The organism is Sphingomonas sp. NFR15 (assembly GCF_900103265.1).
GTDB classification, from domain to species: domain Bacteria; phylum Pseudomonadota; class Alphaproteobacteria; order Sphingomonadales; family Sphingomonadaceae; genus Sphingomonas; species Sphingomonas pollutisoli.
Genome location: NZ_FMWX01000001.1, coordinates 642971 through 662952 on the forward strand (window position 1 = coordinate 642971; position 19982 = coordinate 662952).

The window sequence follows — 19982 nt, forward strand, 5'->3', positions numbered from 1 at the left end:
CGCAACCCTCGATCTCCCCAGAGACGGTCGGGCGCGTCCTCGCCGCGATGCTGGCTGCCCCGGATGCGGACACCTTTCAGGCCATCGCGATTGAGGAGGGCCTGTTCACGCGCATCGAAAGCGTCAGGCTCGTCAGCGCCGAGACGCTACCCGACCCCGATCAGCGAGTGATGCTCTGATGTGCAATCGAGCCCGCATGTCGAACGAGCCCGAGACCCTGTGGGGCTCGGCGTCGAAGCTGTTCAGCGAACGGCCGCGCGACAACCGCTTCGATCCACGCGAACTGCGCCCGAAATCACGCAGCTACGTCATCCGCGAGCAGGATGGCGAGCGCGCGTGGGACGTGATGACTTGGGATGTGCTCGGAGGCGGCGCGGCATGGCCGATGACAAACGTTCGCAACCTGAGCCTGAAACAATGGCGCGCCCTTGCCGCGAAGCCTGAGAACCGCTGCATCGTACCGCTCACCGAGTTTTGCGAGTTCACGCCCGAAAAGCACGATCTCGGTGATGGCAAGCCGCCGTTGAAAGGCGAGATGTGGTTTCAGGTGCCGGATCAGCCGGTGTTCCCGGTCGCCGGCTTCTGGCAACGCACGCGCGAGGGCAACGGCTTCACGATGGTGACGTGCGACCCGAACGCGCTGGTCGCGCCGATCCACCCCAAGGCGATGATCACCATCCTCGCGCCCGAGGACGTGGATACATGGCTGCGCGGCAGCTACGACGACGTGGTCGCGTTGCAGCGGCCCTACCCGGCCGAGAAGATGACCGTGCGCGGGCCAGTGTTCCCCACGCGTGGGCGCACCTAACAGGGCTTCTGCCCCACCCGGTCGCCGTGACCTTCCAGCGGGTCGCTCACGAGGATCTCGAACGGCGCGAGCTGCTCGACGATCCGTTCGGCGATCAGGTTTCGGGCGTCAGCGCGCGTGCCCTGATGCCCGGAGCGCGCCGCATTGTGGGTCAGTGGGCCGAGCGCCAGCACGGCCGATCGGATCAGAGCCTCGACCTCCGATTGCCCGGCGGGAAGGCTGTCCGAGCCGAAGAACATCGGATCGCGCAACGTCGTGAGAAGCGCCTGACAGACCTGCTTCGCCCCAGCCTCACGCTTCGCGATGTCGCGGTTCGCGAGGCACTGGAACCATGAGTTGCCGACTCGCCCGACCGCGAACCGGGTGCAGAATTGAAGTTCGTCCGAAGCGATTTGTCTCATCCCCAATATGAGAACGAAAAAGGAACGAAGCGCAAGCGATTCGGCGAAGCGCGGCCGGCGCTCACTTCGCCTTGGGGCATTCCGCCGATGCCTTGCCGGTGCTGAAAATCGCCTCGGTGCAGATCCACAGCTTGCTGTTCGCCACGATCCGCGTGTTGAGCTTCTCGACCGCACCGACCGCCTCCCCCAGGCTGTCGTAAAGTTCCTCAAGCACGCTGCGGCTGATCGCCACCTCGTCGCCCGGCACGGCGCGCGCGGTCAACGGCTTCAGCCGCTCGGTCTGCGACAACTCACTCGATCGCTGCGGCAGCGCCGGCCGCTCGGTTCGCGCGCGCGATGCTTTCGTTGAGGCGGTCACGCACCCGGTCGACAGGAGCGGCAGGGAGAGGGCGAGGATCATCGCCAGCGGGGCGCGGCGCAGGCAAGCTCGAAAAAGCATCGTGGATTTCCTTCGTGGTAAGATCGATGTGGACGGTCGCGTCCTGAGTGCGTGCCTGCGTGTCGGTCGCGATGGCCGTGGCGACGTGAGCGGCCGTCTGCTCGTCCTTGCGCGCGACGATGATCGGGGTCTGATCCGCGCGGGGCCAGATCTTCGTAAGCCCGAATACGACGGCGCCGAAAATGGCAGCGGCGATCATCACCACGCCGACGATGGTGCCGATCCGCTTGGCCCGCGTGATGGCGGTCGGCTCCAGCACGGATAGCAGCCCGGTCATGCCGCATGCTCCGGCAACAGCCCCTTCTCCAGCTTCGCGTACACCTTGCCGGCGCACTCGATCTTGGTGATGATGCCGTCGCGGTTGGCATCGAGGCCGGCATTCTGGCGGTAGGTGGTCGGCTTCACCGCCTTGCTCCACAGCACCGCGTCCATCGGCTTGCCGATCGCCGCCGGCCACAGGATCGCCATGTACACGTCGGCGAGCGTCTTGAGTCGCCCATAGGGGCGGAAGTAGCGCTCGACCCAATCAAGCTGCTGCACGGGCGTGAGCGCCGCCAGCTTCGCGGTGGTCGTTCCCATTGCCGCCGCCGTCGCCGGCATGAACTGGATCAGCCCGACCGCGCCCGATCCCGCCATGTTGGCGACCGAGGAAGAGAATGTCTCGCCGCTCTCCCACGCCATGCAGGCCATCAGGTTGTTCGGGTCGATGCCGAGGTTCGCGCCGATCGCGCGCACGCGCGTCCGGAACGCGGAGGACACATGCGCGCCCCACGCCAGTTTGTCGGTCATGTCAGTCTCCAGTGGTTAGGGAGTGGGATCGCTGCCCGTGATGCCGCCAAGCCAGCGATCGACGTACTTCTTGGCGATGGCGATGATGCCGGCGCCGAGGACACCGAGGCCGGTGCCGAGCAGCAGCGCGACCAGCGGGGACGGCCGCACCGAAATCACCGCCGCAGCGGTGAACATCAGCGCGAGCGCGGCGACGGGGATATCGAGCGACCAGCGGTGCCGCGCGTAATCCTTCTGCACAGCCCAGAAGCGGACGGCGAAGCATGCGCACAGCGCTGCGATCATGCTGCCGGCCTCGAATTGGTAGCCCAGCACGCTCCAGATCGTCGGCTCGCTCATCGCCGCTACCTTGCCGTCCGTTGCCGCGACCGCGACGGGCACCGCTGCCGCGAGCGGGAGGAAGCCCTTCCAGATCATCGCGTGGATACCACGCCGATCGCCGCGACCAGACTGAGCAGCGCGATCGCGGCCGGTCGCCGGAGCATCGGCAGCGACGCCCAAATATCGACCGGGAACGGCCGCCTGCGGAGCTGCTCGACCAAGCCGCGCTCCGAAAGCTTGAACATCGCAATTGCTGTCACCCCGAACAGCGCCGCGATCGGATCGAACACGCGCTGGAGCGTCAGCAACAGCGCCGTGTCGTGCGGAAAGTCAGGGTTCCAGCCCCACAACACCGCAGCGCCGAGACCGAATCGGATGAACCCGGCCAGCCCGAGCGACAGGCCGATCGCGCGCCAGATCGTCACCGGATGCCGCCAGCTATCGCGCGCGCGATTGCTCCACATCGAGAGCAGCATGTTGACCGCCAGCATCGTGAACAGCACGAATGCCGCCGTCATGAAGGCGAGGTTGATGACGACGAGCCAGCCGTGGCCGTCGAAACTCGGTGGAGCGGCCGTGCGCGGGCCGCTCGCGACCGCAGCGGCCGCGATGCTTTCGTTCGTCATCGGATTTTCCTTGTGCGGGAGGTGCGGAGGCGGGCCGGCGCGGCGTCTTATGTGCGGAGCATTTGGGGGAGGAAGAGGTATGCGCAGGTATCTGTGGGGCGGGTTCACCATCCTCAGCGTGATGGTGTTGCTGCCGATCGCGCTGATACTGCTACCGTTCTACGTGTGGGATCAGGGCAAGGATTCGTCGCGGCTGTACGACCTGTATTGAGCGCGCGGCGGGTTTGAGGTCAGCCCGAGGAACCGGCCGGCACGGCCTTGTCGAGCCGGCCCATGATCTCGACCAGCGCGGCGACGTGGAACGACAGCAAACCGTCCGCCTCGTTGCCGCTGACGATCGCCGCCAGACCATCACGGACGGTCGCCCATTCCGACGTTGCGACGAGCGCGGCCGTGGCGGTACGATAGGCGGCGCGTCGGGCGGTGAGTTCGGCAGCCTTCTTCGCGCGGTCGAACTCCACGAGCTGCTGCGCGCGCGCGAGCTGCTCGGGCGTGTATTCGATTTGTGCTTCGGCGTCGGCCATTGCGTGTTTCCTTCCTGCTTAGACCGCTGGCGGGGTGAACGTGTCGCCTGCGTAGCGCCCGCCGGCACCGAATGCGTCCCGCCAAGCGGCGTAATCGAGCGCCTGTACCTGGGCATACGAGCGGCCCGAAACCGTCAGGTCTTCGATGTAGGTGCGGTACAGCACGCGTGACGCCGACTTGTTGCCATAGGTGCTGGCGCTGGCGAACGCGTCGGTGTGCCCGACGACGAACGGCTTCACGGCGATATTGGAGAAGGCCACTGCACTCGTCGCACCATTGACGCCGATCGCCCGGAGACGCGTGCCCACGGTGTTCGGGTTGGCCGCCTGGCTGTCGAAGAACCCGATCCGCTGGCTGGTTCCGGCTTGAGGCAGGAACGTATAGCCCGTGCCGTCCTGCTGGGTCCAAACGGTGACGAACCTGCCCGTCGAGGTGGTGATGTCGCAGATCGCTTGCTGCGGCGGGAACGCCGAGCTGCCGACACCGGGCCTCGTCACGCTTTCCCACGTGCTGACGTAATAGGCATGGGCGAGGTTGGCGAAGATGTAGTTCTTGAGCCTGGCCTTGCTGTCGATCCCCTGCCACGCGCCGGACACGTTATCGTTCGTCTGCGAGATCGCGAGGTGCAACCCGCCCTTCGGCGTACGCTCGCGCATGAAGAGGCTGGCGGAGTCGGAATTCACGACGAAGGTGTTCGACAGGTTACCCGCGTCGCCAGCGGTCGCGGTGATCGTCCCGACCGCAACGTTGATGCCCGCCGCAGTATAGCCGATCGCGTAAACCCCTTCTCGGCCGGGCGTGCCGCTAACCTGGCTCGCCACGAAATAGGTGTCGGCGGCGGGCATGTTCGCCCCGTTGAGCGTCTGGCCGACCACGATCGCGCCTGCGGCGATCGCGGTGACGGTCATCACATTGCCGGCATTCCCAGCGGAGCCGTTGTCGATGCGCGCGGTGAAGACGGCCGCGCCGAGGACGTCGCGGAAGCGCTTCCACGCGATGTTCGGCATATCGGCGCCGGTGGCTGGAACACCGGCGATCGGGCTCGCCGAGTGCGCGGGTTCGACGAGCAGAAGCGAACCGGGCACCAGCAGCGAGTCGTCATCGTCCGCCCAGGGCAGGGTGGGATCGGGGTCGCCGTCGAACGGCAGGGCATTGTCGAGGCCGTAGGAAACCATGTGCGGTCCTTTCTGAAATCAGACGATCGGAAGGGACGGCCACCAGCCCTTGGCGACGATCGCGCGGTAGTAGCGCAGCGCCAGGAGGCCGTAGCCGAAGTTGTTGAGGTGCAGGAAATCGCCGTTGCCGGTGGTGGCGCCGTTGCGCATGCCACTCGGGATATATCCCGCCGCCAGATCCTGCGCGTCGGTGCGCCCATTGCTGTATGCGCCGTAGCTGTCGGGCACGAAGCCGAGCGTGAACATCTCTTCGGCTGTGGGCGCGGCGTTTATATCGACGAACCGGCCCGGATAGGTGGCAGCCAGGGTGTCGCGAAGCGTGTTGAAGCCGGCCAGCGCTTCCCCCACGGTCGCGATCGTGCCGCCGACGAGGAAGCGCGGCTGATAGGCCGTCTGATACGCCACGCTTGCCGCGAGGGCGTTGAGGATCGCCGCCGTCGCCGTCGCGTTCGTGCCGTCGTTGCGGCCATATTGGTAGATTTGGACGCGCGGCCGGCTCGCCACGCCGAAGTCGGGGATGAAAGGCGTGTTCGCGGGGCACGGCACCGCCGCGCCCGGCGACGATCGCGTGAAGGTGTACGTCGAAGCGTTCCGCCCGCTCACCGAATTGCCGGAGAGCGTGCCGGGCACGCCGGCCAGCGTTCCGGTCAGCGTGGCTGAACCCGAGATGCCCGAGTTGTAGAGCAGATCTTGGCTGTAGCTCGTCACGACCACCCCGCCCGAGGCCGGGATCAGGTTGTCGGTCACGCTGATCAAGGCGGGCGTTCCGCCTTGCCGCGCGACGATATCGGCGGAGATCTGACCGCCGATGCCGCGATTGTTAACGGCGGCGACAACCGAGCCGAGCCGATCGGCCAATTGCTTGGGATACGGGCCTTGCTTCGCCCCCGCGCCGTTCGCTCCGGCGCCGGCCGTGAGGCTGTCACCGTAGCAGTCGAGGATATCGTAGGGATCGACCGGCCAGATCGCTCCGCCCGTGGCCGGCGCGTACATCATGCGGCCGTCAGCATCGCTGTCGAACAGCACCTTGTCGTCGGGCGTGAGGATCGGGAAGCGGTAGCTGCTCAAGCCTGTCGTGATCTGGAACCGGGCGCTGTCGGAGCGGCGTCGTGTGCTGATCTGCGACTTACCGTTGGCGTCAAGCCCGGCCATCGCGATGAAGTTGGCGTTGATCGAGGCCGCGCGGTTCGCGCCGCCAAGCCGATCGACCAGCTTCACGCCCGGCTGATCGTCGATGACGGCCGAGGCCGGCATGGTGAGCTTGCGCGGATAGAAGCCCTGTGCCGGGTTCAAGCTGGCGTACAGCCGCTGGCCGATGCGCCAGCGGGCCGACACGCCGAGTTCGGGCGGGAGCGCCCTGAGCTTGTCTCCGACGTTGGCGCCCATCAGCCTCGCGGCAAGCGCGCTGCCGTCCTCGAATTTCGCGGCGAGCGGAAGCGTCAGCTTCCGGGGGTAGAACCCGTTCGTGACATCGATGCTGGCGTACAGGCGATTTCCGATCCGCCAGCGCGCACCCGCGCCGAGTTCGGGGGCGAGCGCCTTGATCTTGTCGCCGGTATTCGCGCCGACGAGCCGCCCGTAGAGCACGCTTCCGTCGTTGAACCGGGCACTCACCGGCAAGGTCAGCTTGCGCGGGTAGAAGCCGTCGGCGGCATCCAGGCTGGCATAGAGACGGTTGCCGATCCGCCACCGCGCACCAACGCCCAGCTCGTGCGGGAGCGCCCTGATCTTGTCGCTCGTATTCGCCGCCATCAGCCGCGAGCGCACCGCGCTCCCATCCTCGAACGTTGTGGTGACGGGGAGCGTGAGCTTGCGCGGGTAGAAGCCGTTCGCGGCATCCAGGCTGGCGTAGAGGCGGTTGCCGATCCGCCAGCGCGCCTTGCCGGTCAGGCCGGAAGCGGGGCCGACGCGGGTGAAGAAGGTGCGCAGATCGCCCACCGTATCAGCGTTCGCCGCTGCGATCTGAGCGGCGGCGGCTTGGTTGCGGGCCAGCTCGCTTGCAGCCGCCGCGTCCTCCGTGACAGCGATCGCGGTTTCCTTCGCGGCTGTCGTCGCTGCGGTGGCATCCTCCGCAGCCTGCTTCGCGAGGTCGATTGCCGCGATCTTTGAAGTCGCGGTGCCGAGGATCGCGTCCAGGGTTTCGGCGTTTGCACCGCCAAGCGCGATAGCCTTCATCCGCGCGAGGCACGGCATATAGACCGTCTGCCCCGAGATGTTGACGACGGGGTAATAGCCAAGCGCGCCTGTCTTGCCGCCGTTCGCGTCGAAGCTGTCGGGGTCGTCGGTTGAGCCGGCGAGGAACAGGATCTGCCAGTTGACCGAATTATCGAGCGTCGCGAGGAACGTCTGTAGCTGCGCGCTGATCGCGGAGAGTTGATCGTCGGTAGTGCTCATGATCTTCCTATCAGCGCCCGAAGGCGAGCCAGTCGAACCCGTCGATCTGCTCGTCTTCGCTGGTTGCGGCCTGCGTTCCGACCGTCGCGCCGAAGCGCGTTGGAGCGCCCACATTCTGGAGCCACAGGTCTCGGTAGATGGAGAAATTCTCGAGATACGGCACCGGCACGAAGCTGTGGCACGCGTTGGGAAATGGCGTTTCGAAGACGACGGAAAGCTGAACCTCGGTCCCGATGTGGGCACGATATCGTCCCCACTTCATGACCACGCCGCCCGGCAACTTCTGCGTGCCTTCGGACCCGTCGAAGACATTCTGGTTGGCTTCGAATTCGGGGTCCATTGATCCAAACTCAAGCAGTTCGGCATAGACGTGCTTCAACGTTGTCTTGCCACTGACGGTGTCGACCTCGAAGATCTGGTTATCGCCCACTACGAACTTGTCCGCAGCGACGACAAACAGCCGCTCCGCCCCGTCGATCTTGAACCCCGTGATCTTCGCGGCCCCACCAGCGTCGACAGTGACCATCAACTGCGCGATCGCCTGTTCGCCGTTGACCGTATCGAACAGCAGCGAGATCGAGCTTTCGTTATTCCCGACCCGAGATTTCAGCGTCGTCACGTCGGTCACGCGCGCGCCTTCTTCATCGGCGATAGCTTGACTGAGCCGCGTTTCCGTGCCCGCAATCGCCCCGTTTGGCCCGAGGATCGAAGCCGATAGGTCGGCGATCATCTGCGCGGTCGCACTCTGCTGATCGGCCAGCGCAAGGCTGAGCTGATCCACCGCCGCTGCGATCGGGCCGCTCGGGCCAGTGATCTCCGCCTTCAGATCCGTGTCGGCCTGTACGCGCGCATCATGCTCCGTCACCACCGCTTGGTTGAGCTGCGTGAACGCCGCGTCCAGCGCGTCTCCATTGGCGGTGATCGCCGCCTGAAGCTGTTCGAACGCCTCGGCGCGCGCGCTGTTGGCGTCTGCGATGGCTTGCTGCAACTGGGTGACAGCAGCGGCGATCGGACCATCGGGGCCGGTGATCGCCGCATCGAGCGCCTGCAACGCCAGCGCTTGCGCATGATCGCCATCGGCAATCGCCTGCAAGAGCTGCGTCACCGCCGCCGCGATGGGGCCGTCTGGCCCGGTGATCGCGGCTTCGACTTCGACGATCTGCTGCGCGAGCGCGAGACCTTGCTCGATCCGTTCCGTGATCTCGGTTCGAACGCGCGCACCCATCGGGATGCCGTCGAGATGGGTCGCCGAATCCGTGCGCGTCTTCCGGGCGAACGCGAGCAACTGGTTCTTGATCTGCGTCAGCGCCGTTTCACGCGTGCGATCGACCAGCCCCTTCGCACCTTCGACGAGCTTGTCGGGATCGGGCGAGCTTGCCAGTTCCGATAGGGCGTCGATCACGTGCTCCGCCGGCACGCCGCCGACGTTGGTGCCGGCGGGCGCACCGCTGGTGGCCCCCGGCTCCGCCGGCTTGAGATCCTCGATCGGCGTGCCGTCGTCGTATGTGGCGCGCGTGCGCCCGGACAGCGACGCCCAAAACTCGCTGTTGTCAGCGGGCCTATGCCCCGCCGAGGGCGTCAGCGAGATGTAAAGCCAGCTGCTTCCGTCCGGCAGCGTGACGATGTTGCCTTCGCGATATACCGTGTCCTCGGCATAATCGCCTTTCGGGATCAGCGGGGCCTCGAATGCGATCTCATCGAAGGTCTGCACGCGCCAGTTGCGCGCGCCGCCCATCTGGATGCGCTTGTACGGCGGGCTCACCTCGTTCTCGGTTGATTTCAGGACGGGCGGGAGTTGGCGGCCCTGTGCGTCCAGCGTGACCGACGCGTTGCCAAGCGCGATGCGCGTGACGAACAGTTGGCCGAGCCATGACACCCCGGCTTGCGCGTTGCAGGGCAGAGCAAGCCGAGCCGCCAAAGCGAGAACCGTCTCCTGCTCCGTCAGCACGACGTTGACGGCTCGATCGACGGCCTGGTCCAGTCCCGCGATCGAAAGCGCCAGATTCGCGGCGTCGATCCCTGCCCGCAGCGCGACCCGGCGAATGATCGCGCCGGTGCGCCTGATCCACTGTCCACCGGCAGGGCTGTCGCCATCGACGTCGGCGGTGATCAGGCCGGCGGGCGGGGCACCGAGACGCACCAGCCCGAGCGCGAGGCAGGTGGCCCACTTTCCCTCGGGCACATTGGCGGCCAGCAGCGCTGCCAGTGTCGGCGCATCACCCAACGATGGTCCGAGGTCCGCGCCACGCTCAAAAAGGGCGTTAACGGCTTTGATGGGGCCATATGCGGAGAACTGGAAGACGTAGTTGATCGAGTCGATCTGGACCGGCTCAACGTTCGATGCGCGACCGAACACCCACGGCTTGAACTTGCCCTTGAGGCTGTCCTCCCCCTCGATCCCGCCTGTGCCCGCGTATGCGTCGAGCACGTCCACCTCGAACGGCGAGGTATCGACCTTGGCAGTTGGCGCGAAGGTCGAGCCATCAACCGTGTAGGTATCGATCCTGCCCTTGAACACCAGCTCGAGCGTGGCGTCGTCCGCATCCGCCAAGGCGTAGATCGAGACCGGAGCACCGGCCCAGCGGCACCAGCCCGTCGCGAAGCCACCGAGCCCAAGAGCCATCAGGTTGACCGAAAAGGCAGCGCTTCCCGGATCGATCGCGGTGGTGAAGTCGCCATCGAACAGCTTGAGCGTGAGCGCCGGCGCCTTCGTGATGGCCGGGATCCAGATCTGATCGGCGACACCCGTCAGCCTGCGGTCCTGCGCCTGGCACGCGCGGAGCGTCGGCCGCGTACCATCCGGCAGCAGCGGGGAGATCTCGATGAGGGAGAACATCAGAAGTTCTGTCGTGCCGGCTGGTAGGTGGGATCGTCACGGAGGTCGCCGAGTTGGATCAGCGTTCCGAGGTTGCGGTTCGTGGCGGTAAGCTGCTGGACGACCGCTTGCGTGATCGTGCCGGTCTGCGCGTCGATGGCCGCGCGCTGATCCGCGAAACCCGCGGCGATCGCGGCGATCAGACGGTCATCGCTACGGAGCGGCACGACATTGCCCGACGATGAGGAGGCGAACGCCGCCTGGATCGCTGCGGTGATCTGCGGAGCGGCCATCATCGCAACCCGGTCCGCCGGGATCTGCAACGCGGTGGTCTGTGCCGCGATCGCCTGTGCAATCGCGAGTGGCAAGGCCGTGTTGTCGTTCGCGGCGATCGTCCCCGCAGCCGCACCCGTGCCGCTGAGCAGGCTCGAGCCAGACGACACGCCCGCAGCCCCCTGCGCGGCGGCTGCCGCATCAGTCACCTGAGAGGCCGTGGTGCTGACGAGCGCACCGGCGTTGGCGATCGCCTTGCTGGTCAACTGCGTGATCTCGGCGAGCTTGTCGAAGTACGCCTGGCTCGAGCCGTAGAGTTCTCGCTCGATGTCGAGATACGTCTGCGCCGCCGAGGTGAACGCGTCCTGGTCGACCTTGCCCCCGCTCTGCACGGTCGCGGCGAGCGGTTCGAACGCTGCTTTCGCAGCCGCCTCCCGCGTCCGCAGCGACAGGCCGTTGTCGCCCTTGAAATTGAGCGTATCGAGGAACTCCTTGAGCGTCCCGGTAAGCTGCTGCTGCGCGTCCTTGATCGCGTCGGCACGCTCGAGCGCATACAACTGCTCGAGCTGCGCATAATCCTCGGCGGTGGCACTGGCCTCGGCGAAGGTGGCGCGCAGCGTGTCGAACTTGGCGTCCACCTCGTCGATCGCAGCGCCGACCGGATCGAGGCGCGCCTTCAGATCCTTGAACACCTGCTGGAAGCTGAGCGCCTTCTGAAGCGCGGTATCGAGATCCTTGCCGGCCTTGAGCAGGTTGATGGCGCCCTGCCTGATCCCCTTGATCGCGCCGTCGCGGATGGCGTCGAGGATCGCGTATTGGACGGCCGCGTCGGCGCCATCTTTACCAAAGTCGACGAGGCCGCTGGCGTGCTTCGAATCAAGCGAGCCGGTATAGCCGGTCGTGCTGACCCGGTATTTGCCATCGAAGGTGCCGATCGAGACGTTGAAGGACCCGAGTTGCGCGTTCAGCGTCGACGCGATCTTCTGCAACCCCGACTGGACGGAGCCAGCGAGCGAGTTCGCATTCGACGTTGCCGCGCTGTCGTTGCCGAACGTCTGGACCGGGCCATTCGCCGAGGTGACGAGCGCCCCGCCCCGCTTGATCTTCGTGAACAGGCTGCCGACCAAGCCGCCGACGACGCTCAGCGCCGGCCCAAGGAACGACCCGAACGAGCCGAGCGCCTTGCCGATCGGCGAGTTCGCACCGAAGAGCTTATCGGTAATACCTTTATCACCGAGCAGCCCGCCGACCGCGCCGCCGACCGTCGACCCGGTCTGGTTGAGGCCGAGCCCGAGCGACTTGGAGATTCCGGCGATGAAGCTGCCCGTCGCGGCACCCTCGAACGCCTTTCCTGAGAACTTGCCGATCGACTGACCAATGGCCTTTGCGTTCTCAGGGTTCGTGAACAGGCCAACGATCGACGTGGTGAGGTGCCCCACCGCCGCACTCACCGGGTCAATCCGCTCGGTGCGCTGCGACAAATCACCGTACCCGCCGCTCTGCCGGAGGATTCTATCCACCATCCTGCCGAGGTCGCTGGCGCTCGGCGCATAGCCGAGCAACGGTCGCGCGGTCACAACCACATCGGACCCGTTTTCGCCTCCGGTGACGGTGTTGCCCGCCGCGCGCACCGCCATCGCTGCGGGGAGCGCTCGGAACGACGCGATCACGTCATCTGTCGTGTCGCGAAGATCCGCGAACTTGTCCGTGGTCGTTTGGGTGCTGGTCGCGACCTGTTGAACCGCAGTGGCGAACTCGTCGGAAGACTGGCGGACCGAGCCATATCCCGAAATCTGGTCCTGCAACTCGCGAAACGATGGCCCCAACAGGTTTTCGAAAAGCTTCTGTCCCTTGAACGTCTGGAAAACGTCGAGCAGCTTGGTCGGCGTTTTCAGAAGCTGGCCGAGATCGCCGCGGACGAACGACTGTGTGGCATCCGCCAGGACCGTCTTCGTGCTCGCGAGCGCGTCGAGCAGGATCTGTTGCTTGGCCCGCACCGCGTCGACCGCGAGTTGCTGCTGGTGTAGCGCCTCCACGTTCGCGAGGATGCGGTCACGCTCCTCCTGCGTCACCTTGCCCTGCGTGTTCTCAAGCTGGATGATCAGTTGGAGCGCATCGGCCTCCGCCTGCCGGCCCTGCAACACGAGCTGCTGAACCGCGTACTGCTCGCCCTGTTGCTTGATCAGGTCGCGGTACGGCTTGGTGAGCCCGTTCTCCACGACACCCTTCGCCTTTTCGGCGTCGGCGATCAGCTCCTTGAACCCCGGCGGCTTCAACCGCTGTAGCTTGGCGATCGTCTCGTTCAGCGTCTGCGTCGCCGTTGTGGCGCGGTCCACGAGGCGCGGCTGATCGTCGAACTCGCCGTTGATCTTTCTGATCGAATCGCCGGCCTGCTGCGCGTAATCGAGCATCCGCTGATACTCGCGCGCCGCCTTAGCGCTCTCCGCCGCAGCGCGTTTCAGCCCCTCGGCCCGCTGGACCTCTACGTCCGCCGCCTGGACACGCTGACGATAGGTATCGGCGCTGATCACGCCCTGCCGGAGCAGTTCGCTGTTCTCGGCCTTGGTAAGGGCCAACTGTGCGCGCGCCTTCTCAACCGGGCTGTCTGCCGCCGCGAGCGCCGCCTGCGCGTTCAGCTTCGAGATCTGGCTGCCGCCGGTGGCCTTTGCCGCGGCCAGCGCCGCCTTCTCGGTCTTCTTGGCCGCATCGGTGAGCGCGAAGAACTTGTCCTGCGCCGCCTTTGTGTCGGGGTTGCCGAATGCGCCCTTCTCGAACCTGCGCTGTAACGAGTTAACGGCATCCTCGTAACGGTGCGTCGCCGCGGTGGCCTTGTCATTGGCATCCTCAACCCCGCGAAGGACGAGCTTGGCGCTGCCAGCCGCGATCGCGCGCTCGGCGGTGGCTGACCGGAGCGCGTTGAGCTTCAGTGCCTCGTTCGTGTCCGCAATGGCCTGATCGGCAACGGCGACCTGGCCGCCCGCCGCGACCGCCGCGCCGGCGGAGCCGACGTTGGTCGTGCCAGCGCCAGACGCGCGCTTCTGCTCGACCAGCTGCTGCCGAAGCAGGGCGTCGAGCAGGCCGCGCTTGCGGATCTCGAGTTGGCGCGTCGCCTCGGCCGCCGCGAGGTCGTCCTTGATGCCCTGAGTGGTCTCGTGGTTCAGCGACGCCTGCGAGTTGTTGAGGCGATCGACGGCATCTTGCAGGCGTTTCACGGCCTCGGCGTGGATCGTAGCGGCCACCGAGGCGGCCTCATGGGCCTTGGCGCTCTTGTTGGTGCCAACCGTCATTGCCGTGAGCACGGAGATGCCGGCGAAGATCAGCGTGCCCCATGGACCGGCGAAGAAGTTGGCGAAGCGCCCGGCCGCGCCACCGGCGCCGGCCATGACGAAGGCCAGCTGAGACGCCTGCTGCGAGAACGCCAGCATCACGTTCTGACCGCCCTGCACCTGGACGAAGAAGTCCTGGAACTGCTGCGAAGCTTGGATCGTCGCGAACCGCTGCTGCCGCGCAGAGTTCGTGATCAGTGCTCCGCCAGCACCGAAGCTGATCCCCGCCGCGCGCGCCGCCGCCGCGACCCTGCCCTGCGTCGCGGCCAGTGCTTCGAGGCGGCTCGCCTCGGCCCCCGCTGCGGCCGCCGCTTCGCGCGAGGTCAACGCGAATGCCCGGTCCGCCGCCGTCGCCGTGTTCTCAGCGGAGGCGGCGATCCGCGCCGCCGCTGCGACCTGCTCGAGCGCGTTGGCCTGCTGGCGCGCGGCCGTGGCTGCGGCCTGCGTTCCGGCCGGATTGAAATACAGCGCCGGTGCCTGTGCCGGCGCCGCCACAAGTCGCCCGGCCTCCGCGACCGCGCGGGCGAGTGCTTGCGCCTGGCGGTCGGCTGCGGCAGCTGCGGCGTCGGAAGCCTCCCGCGCGCGCGCGATATTCGCCGCAATGCCCGCGCTGCGGTTCGCCACGCGACCGAGCACCTGTTCGAGCGTAACGCCGGAAAGCGCCGCGCGATCGATCGACGCTTCGCCCGCCAAGAGCCGATCGACGGCTGTCTTCGCGACGTTGCTGGTGATCTTGAGCCCGTCCGCAGCGCGGTCGATGCCCTGTGACAACGCGCCAGCGGTGCGGTTCACGCGGGCGAGCACCTGGTCCAGCGTCGTCGCCGACACCACGGCCCGGTCGACTGTGGCGTCGCCGGCCATGAGGCGGCTCACCGATGAGCGAGTATCAACTGTCGCTGGTGCGAACACGCCCCTGGGGGCTGCGTAAGCCGCGCTCGCCGCGCGTTGCGTCTCCGCGAGGGTGCGGAGACGATCCGCCTCGAGCTTGGCCGCCTCCGCCGCCTGGCGCGCCCCGTCGGCATAGGCGCGGTCGGTCAGGGTCGCGCGCTGCACGCTGGCGAGCGACTGCTCCGCCGCGCGCGCTACTGCCTCAAGCTGCATCGCCTGAGAACGCGCCGCGCTGGCCGCCACCTCCGCGCTCGACGAGTCCAGATTGAACCCGATACGCTGCGGCGCTGCGATCAGCTTCGCCATCTCGTTCGCACGCTGGCGATCGAGCGCGATCAGGCGGTTGCCCTCCGCCTCCGCCTGGTTGAACGCTGCCGTCTGCGCGGCCCCGCGCGCGCGGATCGTCTGCATGGCGGCATCGAACTCGCGCTGGATCGCGACGACCGCCTCGGCGGATGCGCGCGCCTTCTGCTGCGCGAGCGCATTCTCGGCCGCAATACGTTCGTTGGCGATGCGCTGGAACGGCGCGGTGGAAAGAGCGGCGAGACCGGCGCGGATACCGAGCGGATCAGCGTCCCGCTGCGCCGAGCGGTTCGTGAACGCCGCAACGCTTTGAGCGAACCGCTCCACCTGTCGGCGAGCGCCGTCGAGGTTGAACGCACTATCCGCGCGCCGACCCGCCGCCTCGAACGCAGCACCGGCCCGCCCGCCGGCCGCGCTGATGAAGGACTCGATGTTCCGGACGGTGCCTTCAAGGCTGCCATCCTCCTTGACGGAGATGACGAGCGGGAAGGTATTCACGCTGTACGCCACAGAGACTTCCTTCCTTCGCTGAATGGTTCGAGACGAGCCGTTGACCGCTCGGTGCAGGCCCGCGCGTGGCGGGGATGATCAGTTCAGTTCTTTTCCGAGCAGCTGCGCCATCGCGCGCTGCCGAGCCGCCGCGATCTGACGCGGATTGACGCGGCGTTGCCGCCGGGTGCGTCGGATGCCGACGAATGCCACGATGCCGACCCTCGCCCGTCCCGCGCCGACCTTGCCCCGCTTGGGCAGTCGTCGTGCCTTGCCGGAGCGGGCGAGCTGGATGGTCGTGTCCTTCACGACATAGAACGCTTCGCCGAAATGCCGGCCCTTGATGAAAACGAGCGGCCCGATGCTATTCTCGAGTCCGGTCGCTCGATAGAGTTCTGGCGTCATCCGGCGGCGCCCTGCCTTGCGGGGGATCTCACTCGTAGCGATCCAGAGGTACTTCCCGCGGACGGGCGCAATGTCCGTCGTATCCTGATCAACATACGCGCGCAGCGCGCCGGCGGTACGGGATGACTTTATCCGGGCGTAAACGAAGCCGGCAACGTCGAACCCCCGGCCCAGGCCGCTCGGAACCTTACCCTTCTTGAGATCCGACGTCGCGCCGATCGCATTCGCCAGATTGCCGAGCCGCTGGCTACGCATCTCCTGTCGAATATCATCGCGCGCGCCGAAGGCGGCTCTGTCCGTCGCGCGCGCGGCGGCCCGCGCGAGCCGGCCGCCGAGATCTCGGCGGTACGGTCCCGGCGAGGCGCCGCGCTGTGGTTCAACCTTCCAGCGCATCAGCGCTTCTTGTCGTAGCGCGCCCACTCACGGGCGATGATGTCGAACGCTGTGATGAGGCGTACCGGCTGATCGAGATACGGCGCGCCGTCCGGCCAAGCGATGGTGCCGTGAACGTCACGGCACCTGAGCCACATGATGACGAGATCGCGCGCCTCGGCATCTACCTTCAGTCCATCGCCGGCTGTGAAGGTGAAGTCTCCGATGGTTCGGTCCCGCCCGTCGTCTCCGATCCATCCGTCGTCGAGCCATCCGGGGTGACGGACTGCGACGACGGCGAGGGCGAGTTTTTTTCCGTGTCCACCTCGAGGTCGAGCAGGCCGAGCGCGTGAACCTGCAACTGCGTGAAGCCGACGCCGATCACCCCTTCGACCTTGTCCGCGATCGCCTTCTTCTCGATTCGGTCGACCTCCGCCTCGAGCGCGTCGAGCGTCGCCATCGGCACCTCGCCGTCCTCGAGCCGGAACGGTGTCTCGACGCCGGACCAGCCGCACAGGAACAGCCCGAGCGCGATCTTCGGCGCCTCCTGGTTGAACAGCCAATTGTCGGCGTCCATCGATCGCAGCATCGGCCAGTTGTCGGAGAGCCGTTGAAGCGCAGTGGCAATCTCCTCCGCCTCCGCCAGATCGATAGCGATGGTGCTGTCGGTCGCGGCCTGCTTTACGGTCTCCCAATAATTGGTGAGCCGTGCCTCGTTCGCGCGCAGCTGGTCATCATTGCCGATCCACAGCGCCCGCATGGCGCGGATCGCCTCCGCCTGAACGTCGACGTCCGAGTAGAAGCGCAGGCCGGCGCGCTTGAGCCGCTGCGCATAGATCCGCTGCGACCTCGGCGACGCGGGTCGAAAGCGGAAGGTGGGCCGAGGTTCGAGATTGCCGAACGACGGCGGGAAGAAGTCCGAGATCTCCGACCCCGATGCAGGTACGCTCATGGAAGGTGCCCCTTTCCGGTTGGTGATCAGAAGGTCGGCGGGAAGCCGAACACGAGATTGATCGTGCGGTCGGCGCCATCGACGAACGCCTGACCGGTGTTGGTGACGAAGTCGCCGCTGTTGTCAGGCGAGCGGTAGTTGAACCGCATATCGCTCACGAGCACGCCGAAGCAGTTGCCGCTGGCGAGGCCCCACATCGCGTAGAGCGGATAATACCCCTGCTCGTCCGCCATCCCGATATCGTCGAAGTTCGCGAGCGTGGTTTGGTTCAGCGTCATGTCGACCGTTCGCGTGGTCTCGGTCGTCTGCGATGCCTCGCTGCCGGTCGGTCGGTTCGGGTTTGGCGGCGCGGCCACCTGCGCGGTGAAGTCGATCGTCACGCTCGAGCCGCCCAGCTGCTTGTTCGCGATCCACAGCTTGCCGTCACGGAAGGGCGGCACAGCCAGTCCCACGGGCGGCATCGGCGCCTGATCGTCATAGGCGCCCTGGACGTCACCGGTGAGCGTGAACTCGATCGAGGGCACGTCCTGCGAGTTCTTGCTCGAGGTCGGCAGGTTGATCTTGAAGGCGGAGATCGCCAGCCCGACGCCGTCGACACGCCGCGATCCGAGCCAGACCGAGGCCGACAACGAAGGGCCGTCGCCGGGCGAGAACATATAGGCGATCTGCTTGATCAGCTGCCAGTTGCCGTCCGTGATCGCGGTGTCCGAGGTTTCCGGTAGAACAGCGAGCTTGCTCGCGTCGTTCGCGCGAACCATGCTCAGGCCCTTCTTGCCCGCGCCGAGGTGCGAGAGCTGGACCATCTTGCCCTTGTAGAGATCGATGGTGGCAGCGGCAGTCGCGCCGAGCACGACGCTCGATGTGGTGCCACCGGCGGCAACCGGTTCCGGCGCCGCCGGGATCGCAACCGAGACGATCGATTCGGCGAAGCAGGCGGCGCGCAACAGCCGTCCGATAACCAGCACGTCGGCGGCGGGCGGGGTCGTGCCGCCCGGCCCGCGCAGCAGGATGCGACCGGAGACCTCGAACGTCTTGCCCAGCACCTTCGGGCCCGGCCGGTGCTTGGTACCGGTGAACTCCTTGATGTCGGCGGTGATGCCCTGAATATTGCCCTTGAGTTCGGCGCACGTGATCAGGTCGGTCGTGTTGTTGGGAGCGGCAAATACGCCCGGCGTCGGCTCGACCTTGAGCGCGAGCACCGAAGCGAGAGAGAGATCGCCCATCGGGAGGGTTCCTTTCGGTTGAGGCGGTTGTCAGACGCTGATCAAGCAGCGTCGGTTTTGGCGGTGGACTTGCCACCGGAGGGCTTCTTCGCGCCGTCCCCCTCGCCGCTGGCCGCGGTCGTCTCGGCCGCCGGCGCGGGCGACGCGACGATCGCCCCGGTGAGCAGATCCTCGCCCGTGGCACCGTTGGAGGCGTTCTTGTGAACGCGGTTGAAGTCGATCGATGCAGCCGGGAAAGCGGGGGCAACCGCCGCCGGGATCTCCGTCGTCGTGTCGGTCATGATGATGTCCTTGCTTGCGGGTTTAGAAGATGCCGCTCGCGCCGAGGATCGTCGTGAAATCATCACGCGGCGTGAGGAACGAGATTTCGGCGGTGAGGATCGCGCAACCGAGATCCGGCGTCGCGTCCAGCTCGGCGGTGGCGGTGCGCAGTTCGAACTGCTGCAACATGCCACCCAAGGTTCGATCAGCCGCGACCAGCGCGTTGCCGCGCGCGATCATGCGAGACAGGTTGGCGGAGATGCCGCCGAACGTCAGATCTTCCTCGTAAAAGTCGAAGTCAAAGGTGCATTCGTGCAGCATCTCGCCCTGCCCCATCGCGGGCGTGAACTCGATCTGCACGCAGCGTATCGCCATCGCGGGGCGCTCCTCCTCGCGGATCGGATCATCCTCCGAGCGATCGACGAACACGTTGATGCCCATCCCTTCTCGGAAGAGAGCGGTGGCGGCTTCCGTCACCTTCACGATTGCGGGATCGCCTGCCATCAGGCGCCCGCCTTCTTGAGCGGCAGCACCCAAGTCGCGCCGGTCGAGCCGCGATCACGGCCCTTCATGGCCCAGACCTTGCCCGGCAGCAGGGCGACGGTGATCCGGTCGCCCGCCACCGGATCGGCAACGAGGTCCATCGGGACTTCGACCCGGACGGCATCGGCTGCGGCGGCGGAGTTGCCCGGATTGACGATCGTGGTGTCGAACTCGACCCACGCGTTGAACGTCACCGATGAACCATCGGCGAACGTATAGGTGATCTCGTCGCCCAAGGCGTCGTTGACGCCACGCTCAAGGGCGAGCGTGGCGTCGCGGAGCGTGGTCATCAGGCGGCGGGCGGCGCGTCGGCGCTGGCGGCGGCGGCGAGGTCAGCGACGCGCTTTTCGGCCGCTTCCTTACCCTGGACGATCTCGGGCTGATCAAGGCCGGGGCCGGTGATGGCATATTTCCCGAACCCCTGATGCGCCATCGAGAACGCGCCATTGGTCTCGCTCTCGTCATCGTCGTCATCGTCGAGGCCGTCGGGATGCTTCCATCCCTTCGGCTTCTCGATCGACCCGTCGATCACGAAGTCATTGATCAAGGCGTCCGGCACCTCCTTGATCATGCCGGCTTTCGCCACGATCATGCTCGTGCCGTCGTGGAACACCCGCTGACGCAGGAACTTGTGCTTGGCCATAGTACCTTCTC

22 protein-coding genes are annotated in these 19982 nt (G+C 66.4%); 3 read left to right on the forward strand and 19 right to left on the reverse strand.

Going from position 1 to position 19982, the window contains the following annotated elements; genetic code table 11:
* The first annotated feature begins 47 nt into the window (after positions 1–47).
* Entirely contained in the window at positions 48–179 is a 132-nt protein-coding gene (locus BLS81_RS21010) for a hypothetical protein (protein ID WP_256326038.1), read from the forward strand.
* On the forward strand, positions 179–808 hold the full coding sequence (locus BLS81_RS02995) for an SOS response-associated peptidase family protein (RefSeq protein ID WP_093220511.1): 630 nt from the start codon (positions 179–181) through the stop codon (positions 806–808). Before BLS81_RS21010 ends, BLS81_RS02995 begins: the two co-directional genes overlap by 1 nt.
* Here the strand turns inward: BLS81_RS02995 and BLS81_RS03000 are convergent.
* The 6 genes from BLS81_RS03000 to BLS81_RS03025 all read right to left on the reverse strand — a co-directional run bounded on the left by BLS81_RS03000 (position 805) and on the right by BLS81_RS03025 (position 3384).
* On the reverse strand, positions 805–1209 hold the full coding sequence (locus BLS81_RS03000) for a hypothetical protein (RefSeq protein WP_093220513.1): 405 nt from the start codon (positions 1207–1209) through the stop codon (positions 805–807). The genes BLS81_RS02995 and BLS81_RS03000 overlap by 4 nt on opposite strands.
* Before the next feature lie 61 nt (positions 1210–1270).
* Positions 1271–1498 carry a hypothetical protein gene (locus BLS81_RS03005; RefSeq protein ID WP_093220516.1) on the reverse strand — a complete coding sequence of 76 codons (228 nt, stop codon included), beginning with the start codon at positions 1496–1498 and terminating at the stop codon, positions 1271–1273.
* A gap of 1 nt (position 1499) precedes the next feature.
* Positions 1500–1925, reverse strand: a complete 426-nt coding sequence (locus BLS81_RS03010) for a hypothetical protein (RefSeq protein WP_093220519.1) — start codon at positions 1923–1925, stop codon at positions 1500–1502.
* Positions 1922–2437 carry a transglycosylase SLT domain-containing protein gene (locus BLS81_RS03015; RefSeq protein WP_093220521.1) on the reverse strand — a complete coding sequence of 172 codons (516 nt, stop codon included), beginning with the start codon at positions 2435–2437 and terminating at the stop codon, positions 1922–1924. Before BLS81_RS03015 ends, BLS81_RS03010 begins: the two co-directional genes overlap by 4 nt.
* A gap of 15 nt (positions 2438–2452) precedes the next feature.
* Entirely contained in the window at positions 2453–2854 is a 402-nt protein-coding gene (locus tag BLS81_RS03020) for a hypothetical protein (RefSeq protein WP_093220523.1), read from the reverse strand.
* Complete coding sequence (locus tag BLS81_RS03025) at positions 2851–3384, reverse strand: hypothetical protein (RefSeq protein ID WP_093220525.1); 534 nt, start codon at positions 3382–3384, stop codon at positions 2851–2853. The genes BLS81_RS03020 and BLS81_RS03025 overlap by 4 nt, the downstream gene beginning before the upstream one ends.
* A 79-nt stretch (positions 3385–3463) precedes the next feature.
* Here BLS81_RS03025 and BLS81_RS21015 point away from each other — a divergent pair, with 79 nt between their 5' ends.
* Complete coding sequence (locus BLS81_RS21015; protein WP_256326039.1) at positions 3464–3595, forward strand: hypothetical protein; 132 nt, start codon at positions 3464–3466, stop codon at positions 3593–3595.
* A gap of 19 nt (positions 3596–3614) precedes the next feature.
* On the opposite strand, the gene BLS81_RS03030 is transcribed toward BLS81_RS21015, so the two are convergent.
* The 13 genes from BLS81_RS03030 to BLS81_RS03085 all read right to left on the reverse strand — a co-directional run bounded on the left by BLS81_RS03030 (position 3615) and on the right by BLS81_RS03085 (position 19941).
* Positions 3615–3908 carry a hypothetical protein gene (locus BLS81_RS03030; RefSeq protein ID WP_093220528.1) on the reverse strand — a complete coding sequence of 98 codons (294 nt, stop codon included), beginning with the start codon at positions 3906–3908 and terminating at the stop codon, positions 3615–3617.
* An 18-nt stretch (positions 3909–3926) separates the two neighbouring features.
* Positions 3927–5084, reverse strand: coding sequence for a hypothetical protein (locus BLS81_RS03035; RefSeq protein ID WP_093220531.1), 1158 nt, complete (start codon positions 5082–5084; stop codon positions 3927–3929).
* 18 nt (positions 5085–5102) lie between these two features.
* On the reverse strand, positions 5103–7478 hold the full coding sequence (locus BLS81_RS03040; protein ID WP_093220533.1) for a hypothetical protein: 2376 nt from the start codon (positions 7476–7478) through the stop codon (positions 5103–5105).
* A 10-nt stretch (positions 7479–7488) separates the two neighbouring features.
* Positions 7489–9912 carry a gp53-like domain-containing protein gene (locus tag BLS81_RS03045; RefSeq protein WP_143023277.1) on the reverse strand — a complete coding sequence of 808 codons (2424 nt, stop codon included), beginning with the start codon at positions 9910–9912 and terminating at the stop codon, positions 7489–7491.
* A 401-nt stretch (positions 9913–10313) separates the two neighbouring features.
* Positions 10314–15593, reverse strand: coding sequence for a coiled-coil domain-containing protein (locus tag BLS81_RS03050; protein ID WP_143023278.1), 5280 nt, complete (start codon positions 15591–15593; stop codon positions 10314–10316).
* Between the two features lie 78 nt (positions 15594–15671).
* Positions 15672–16370: a hypothetical protein gene (locus BLS81_RS03055; RefSeq protein ID WP_093220541.1), complete on the reverse strand. Its 699-nt coding sequence runs from the start codon at positions 16368–16370 to the stop codon at positions 15672–15674.
* Complete coding sequence (locus tag BLS81_RS20640) at positions 16370–16507, reverse strand: hypothetical protein (RefSeq protein WP_176786998.1); 138 nt, start codon at positions 16505–16507, stop codon at positions 16370–16372. Before BLS81_RS20640 ends, BLS81_RS03055 begins: the two co-directional genes overlap by 1 nt.
* Positions 16508–16539: 32 nt before the next feature.
* Positions 16540–17301: a hypothetical protein gene (locus BLS81_RS03060; RefSeq protein WP_093220545.1), complete on the reverse strand. Its 762-nt coding sequence runs from the start codon at positions 17299–17301 to the stop codon at positions 16540–16542.
* Between the two features lie 26 nt (positions 17302–17327).
* Positions 17328–18524 (reverse strand): hypothetical protein, encoded by a 1197-nt coding sequence (locus BLS81_RS03065; protein WP_143023279.1) that lies wholly within the window; start codon positions 18522–18524, stop codon positions 17328–17330.
* Between the two features lie 41 nt (positions 18525–18565).
* Positions 18566–18805: a hypothetical protein gene (locus tag BLS81_RS20645; protein ID WP_093220550.1), complete on the reverse strand. Its 240-nt coding sequence runs from the start codon at positions 18803–18805 to the stop codon at positions 18566–18568.
* 22 nt (positions 18806–18827) lie between these two features.
* The gene (locus BLS81_RS03075; protein ID WP_093220553.1) at positions 18828–19289 is read right to left on the reverse strand and encodes a hypothetical protein; all 462 of its coding nucleotides are present in this window, start codon (positions 19287–19289) and stop codon (positions 18828–18830) included.
* Complete coding sequence (locus BLS81_RS03080) at positions 19289–19618, reverse strand: head-tail joining protein (protein WP_093220557.1); 330 nt, start codon at positions 19616–19618, stop codon at positions 19289–19291. Before BLS81_RS03080 ends, BLS81_RS03075 begins: the two co-directional genes overlap by 1 nt.
* Positions 19618–19941 (reverse strand): hypothetical protein, encoded by a 324-nt coding sequence (locus tag BLS81_RS03085; RefSeq protein WP_143023280.1) that lies wholly within the window; start codon positions 19939–19941, stop codon positions 19618–19620. The genes BLS81_RS03080 and BLS81_RS03085 overlap by 1 nt, the downstream gene beginning before the upstream one ends.
* Positions 19942–19982 lie beyond the last annotated feature (41 nt).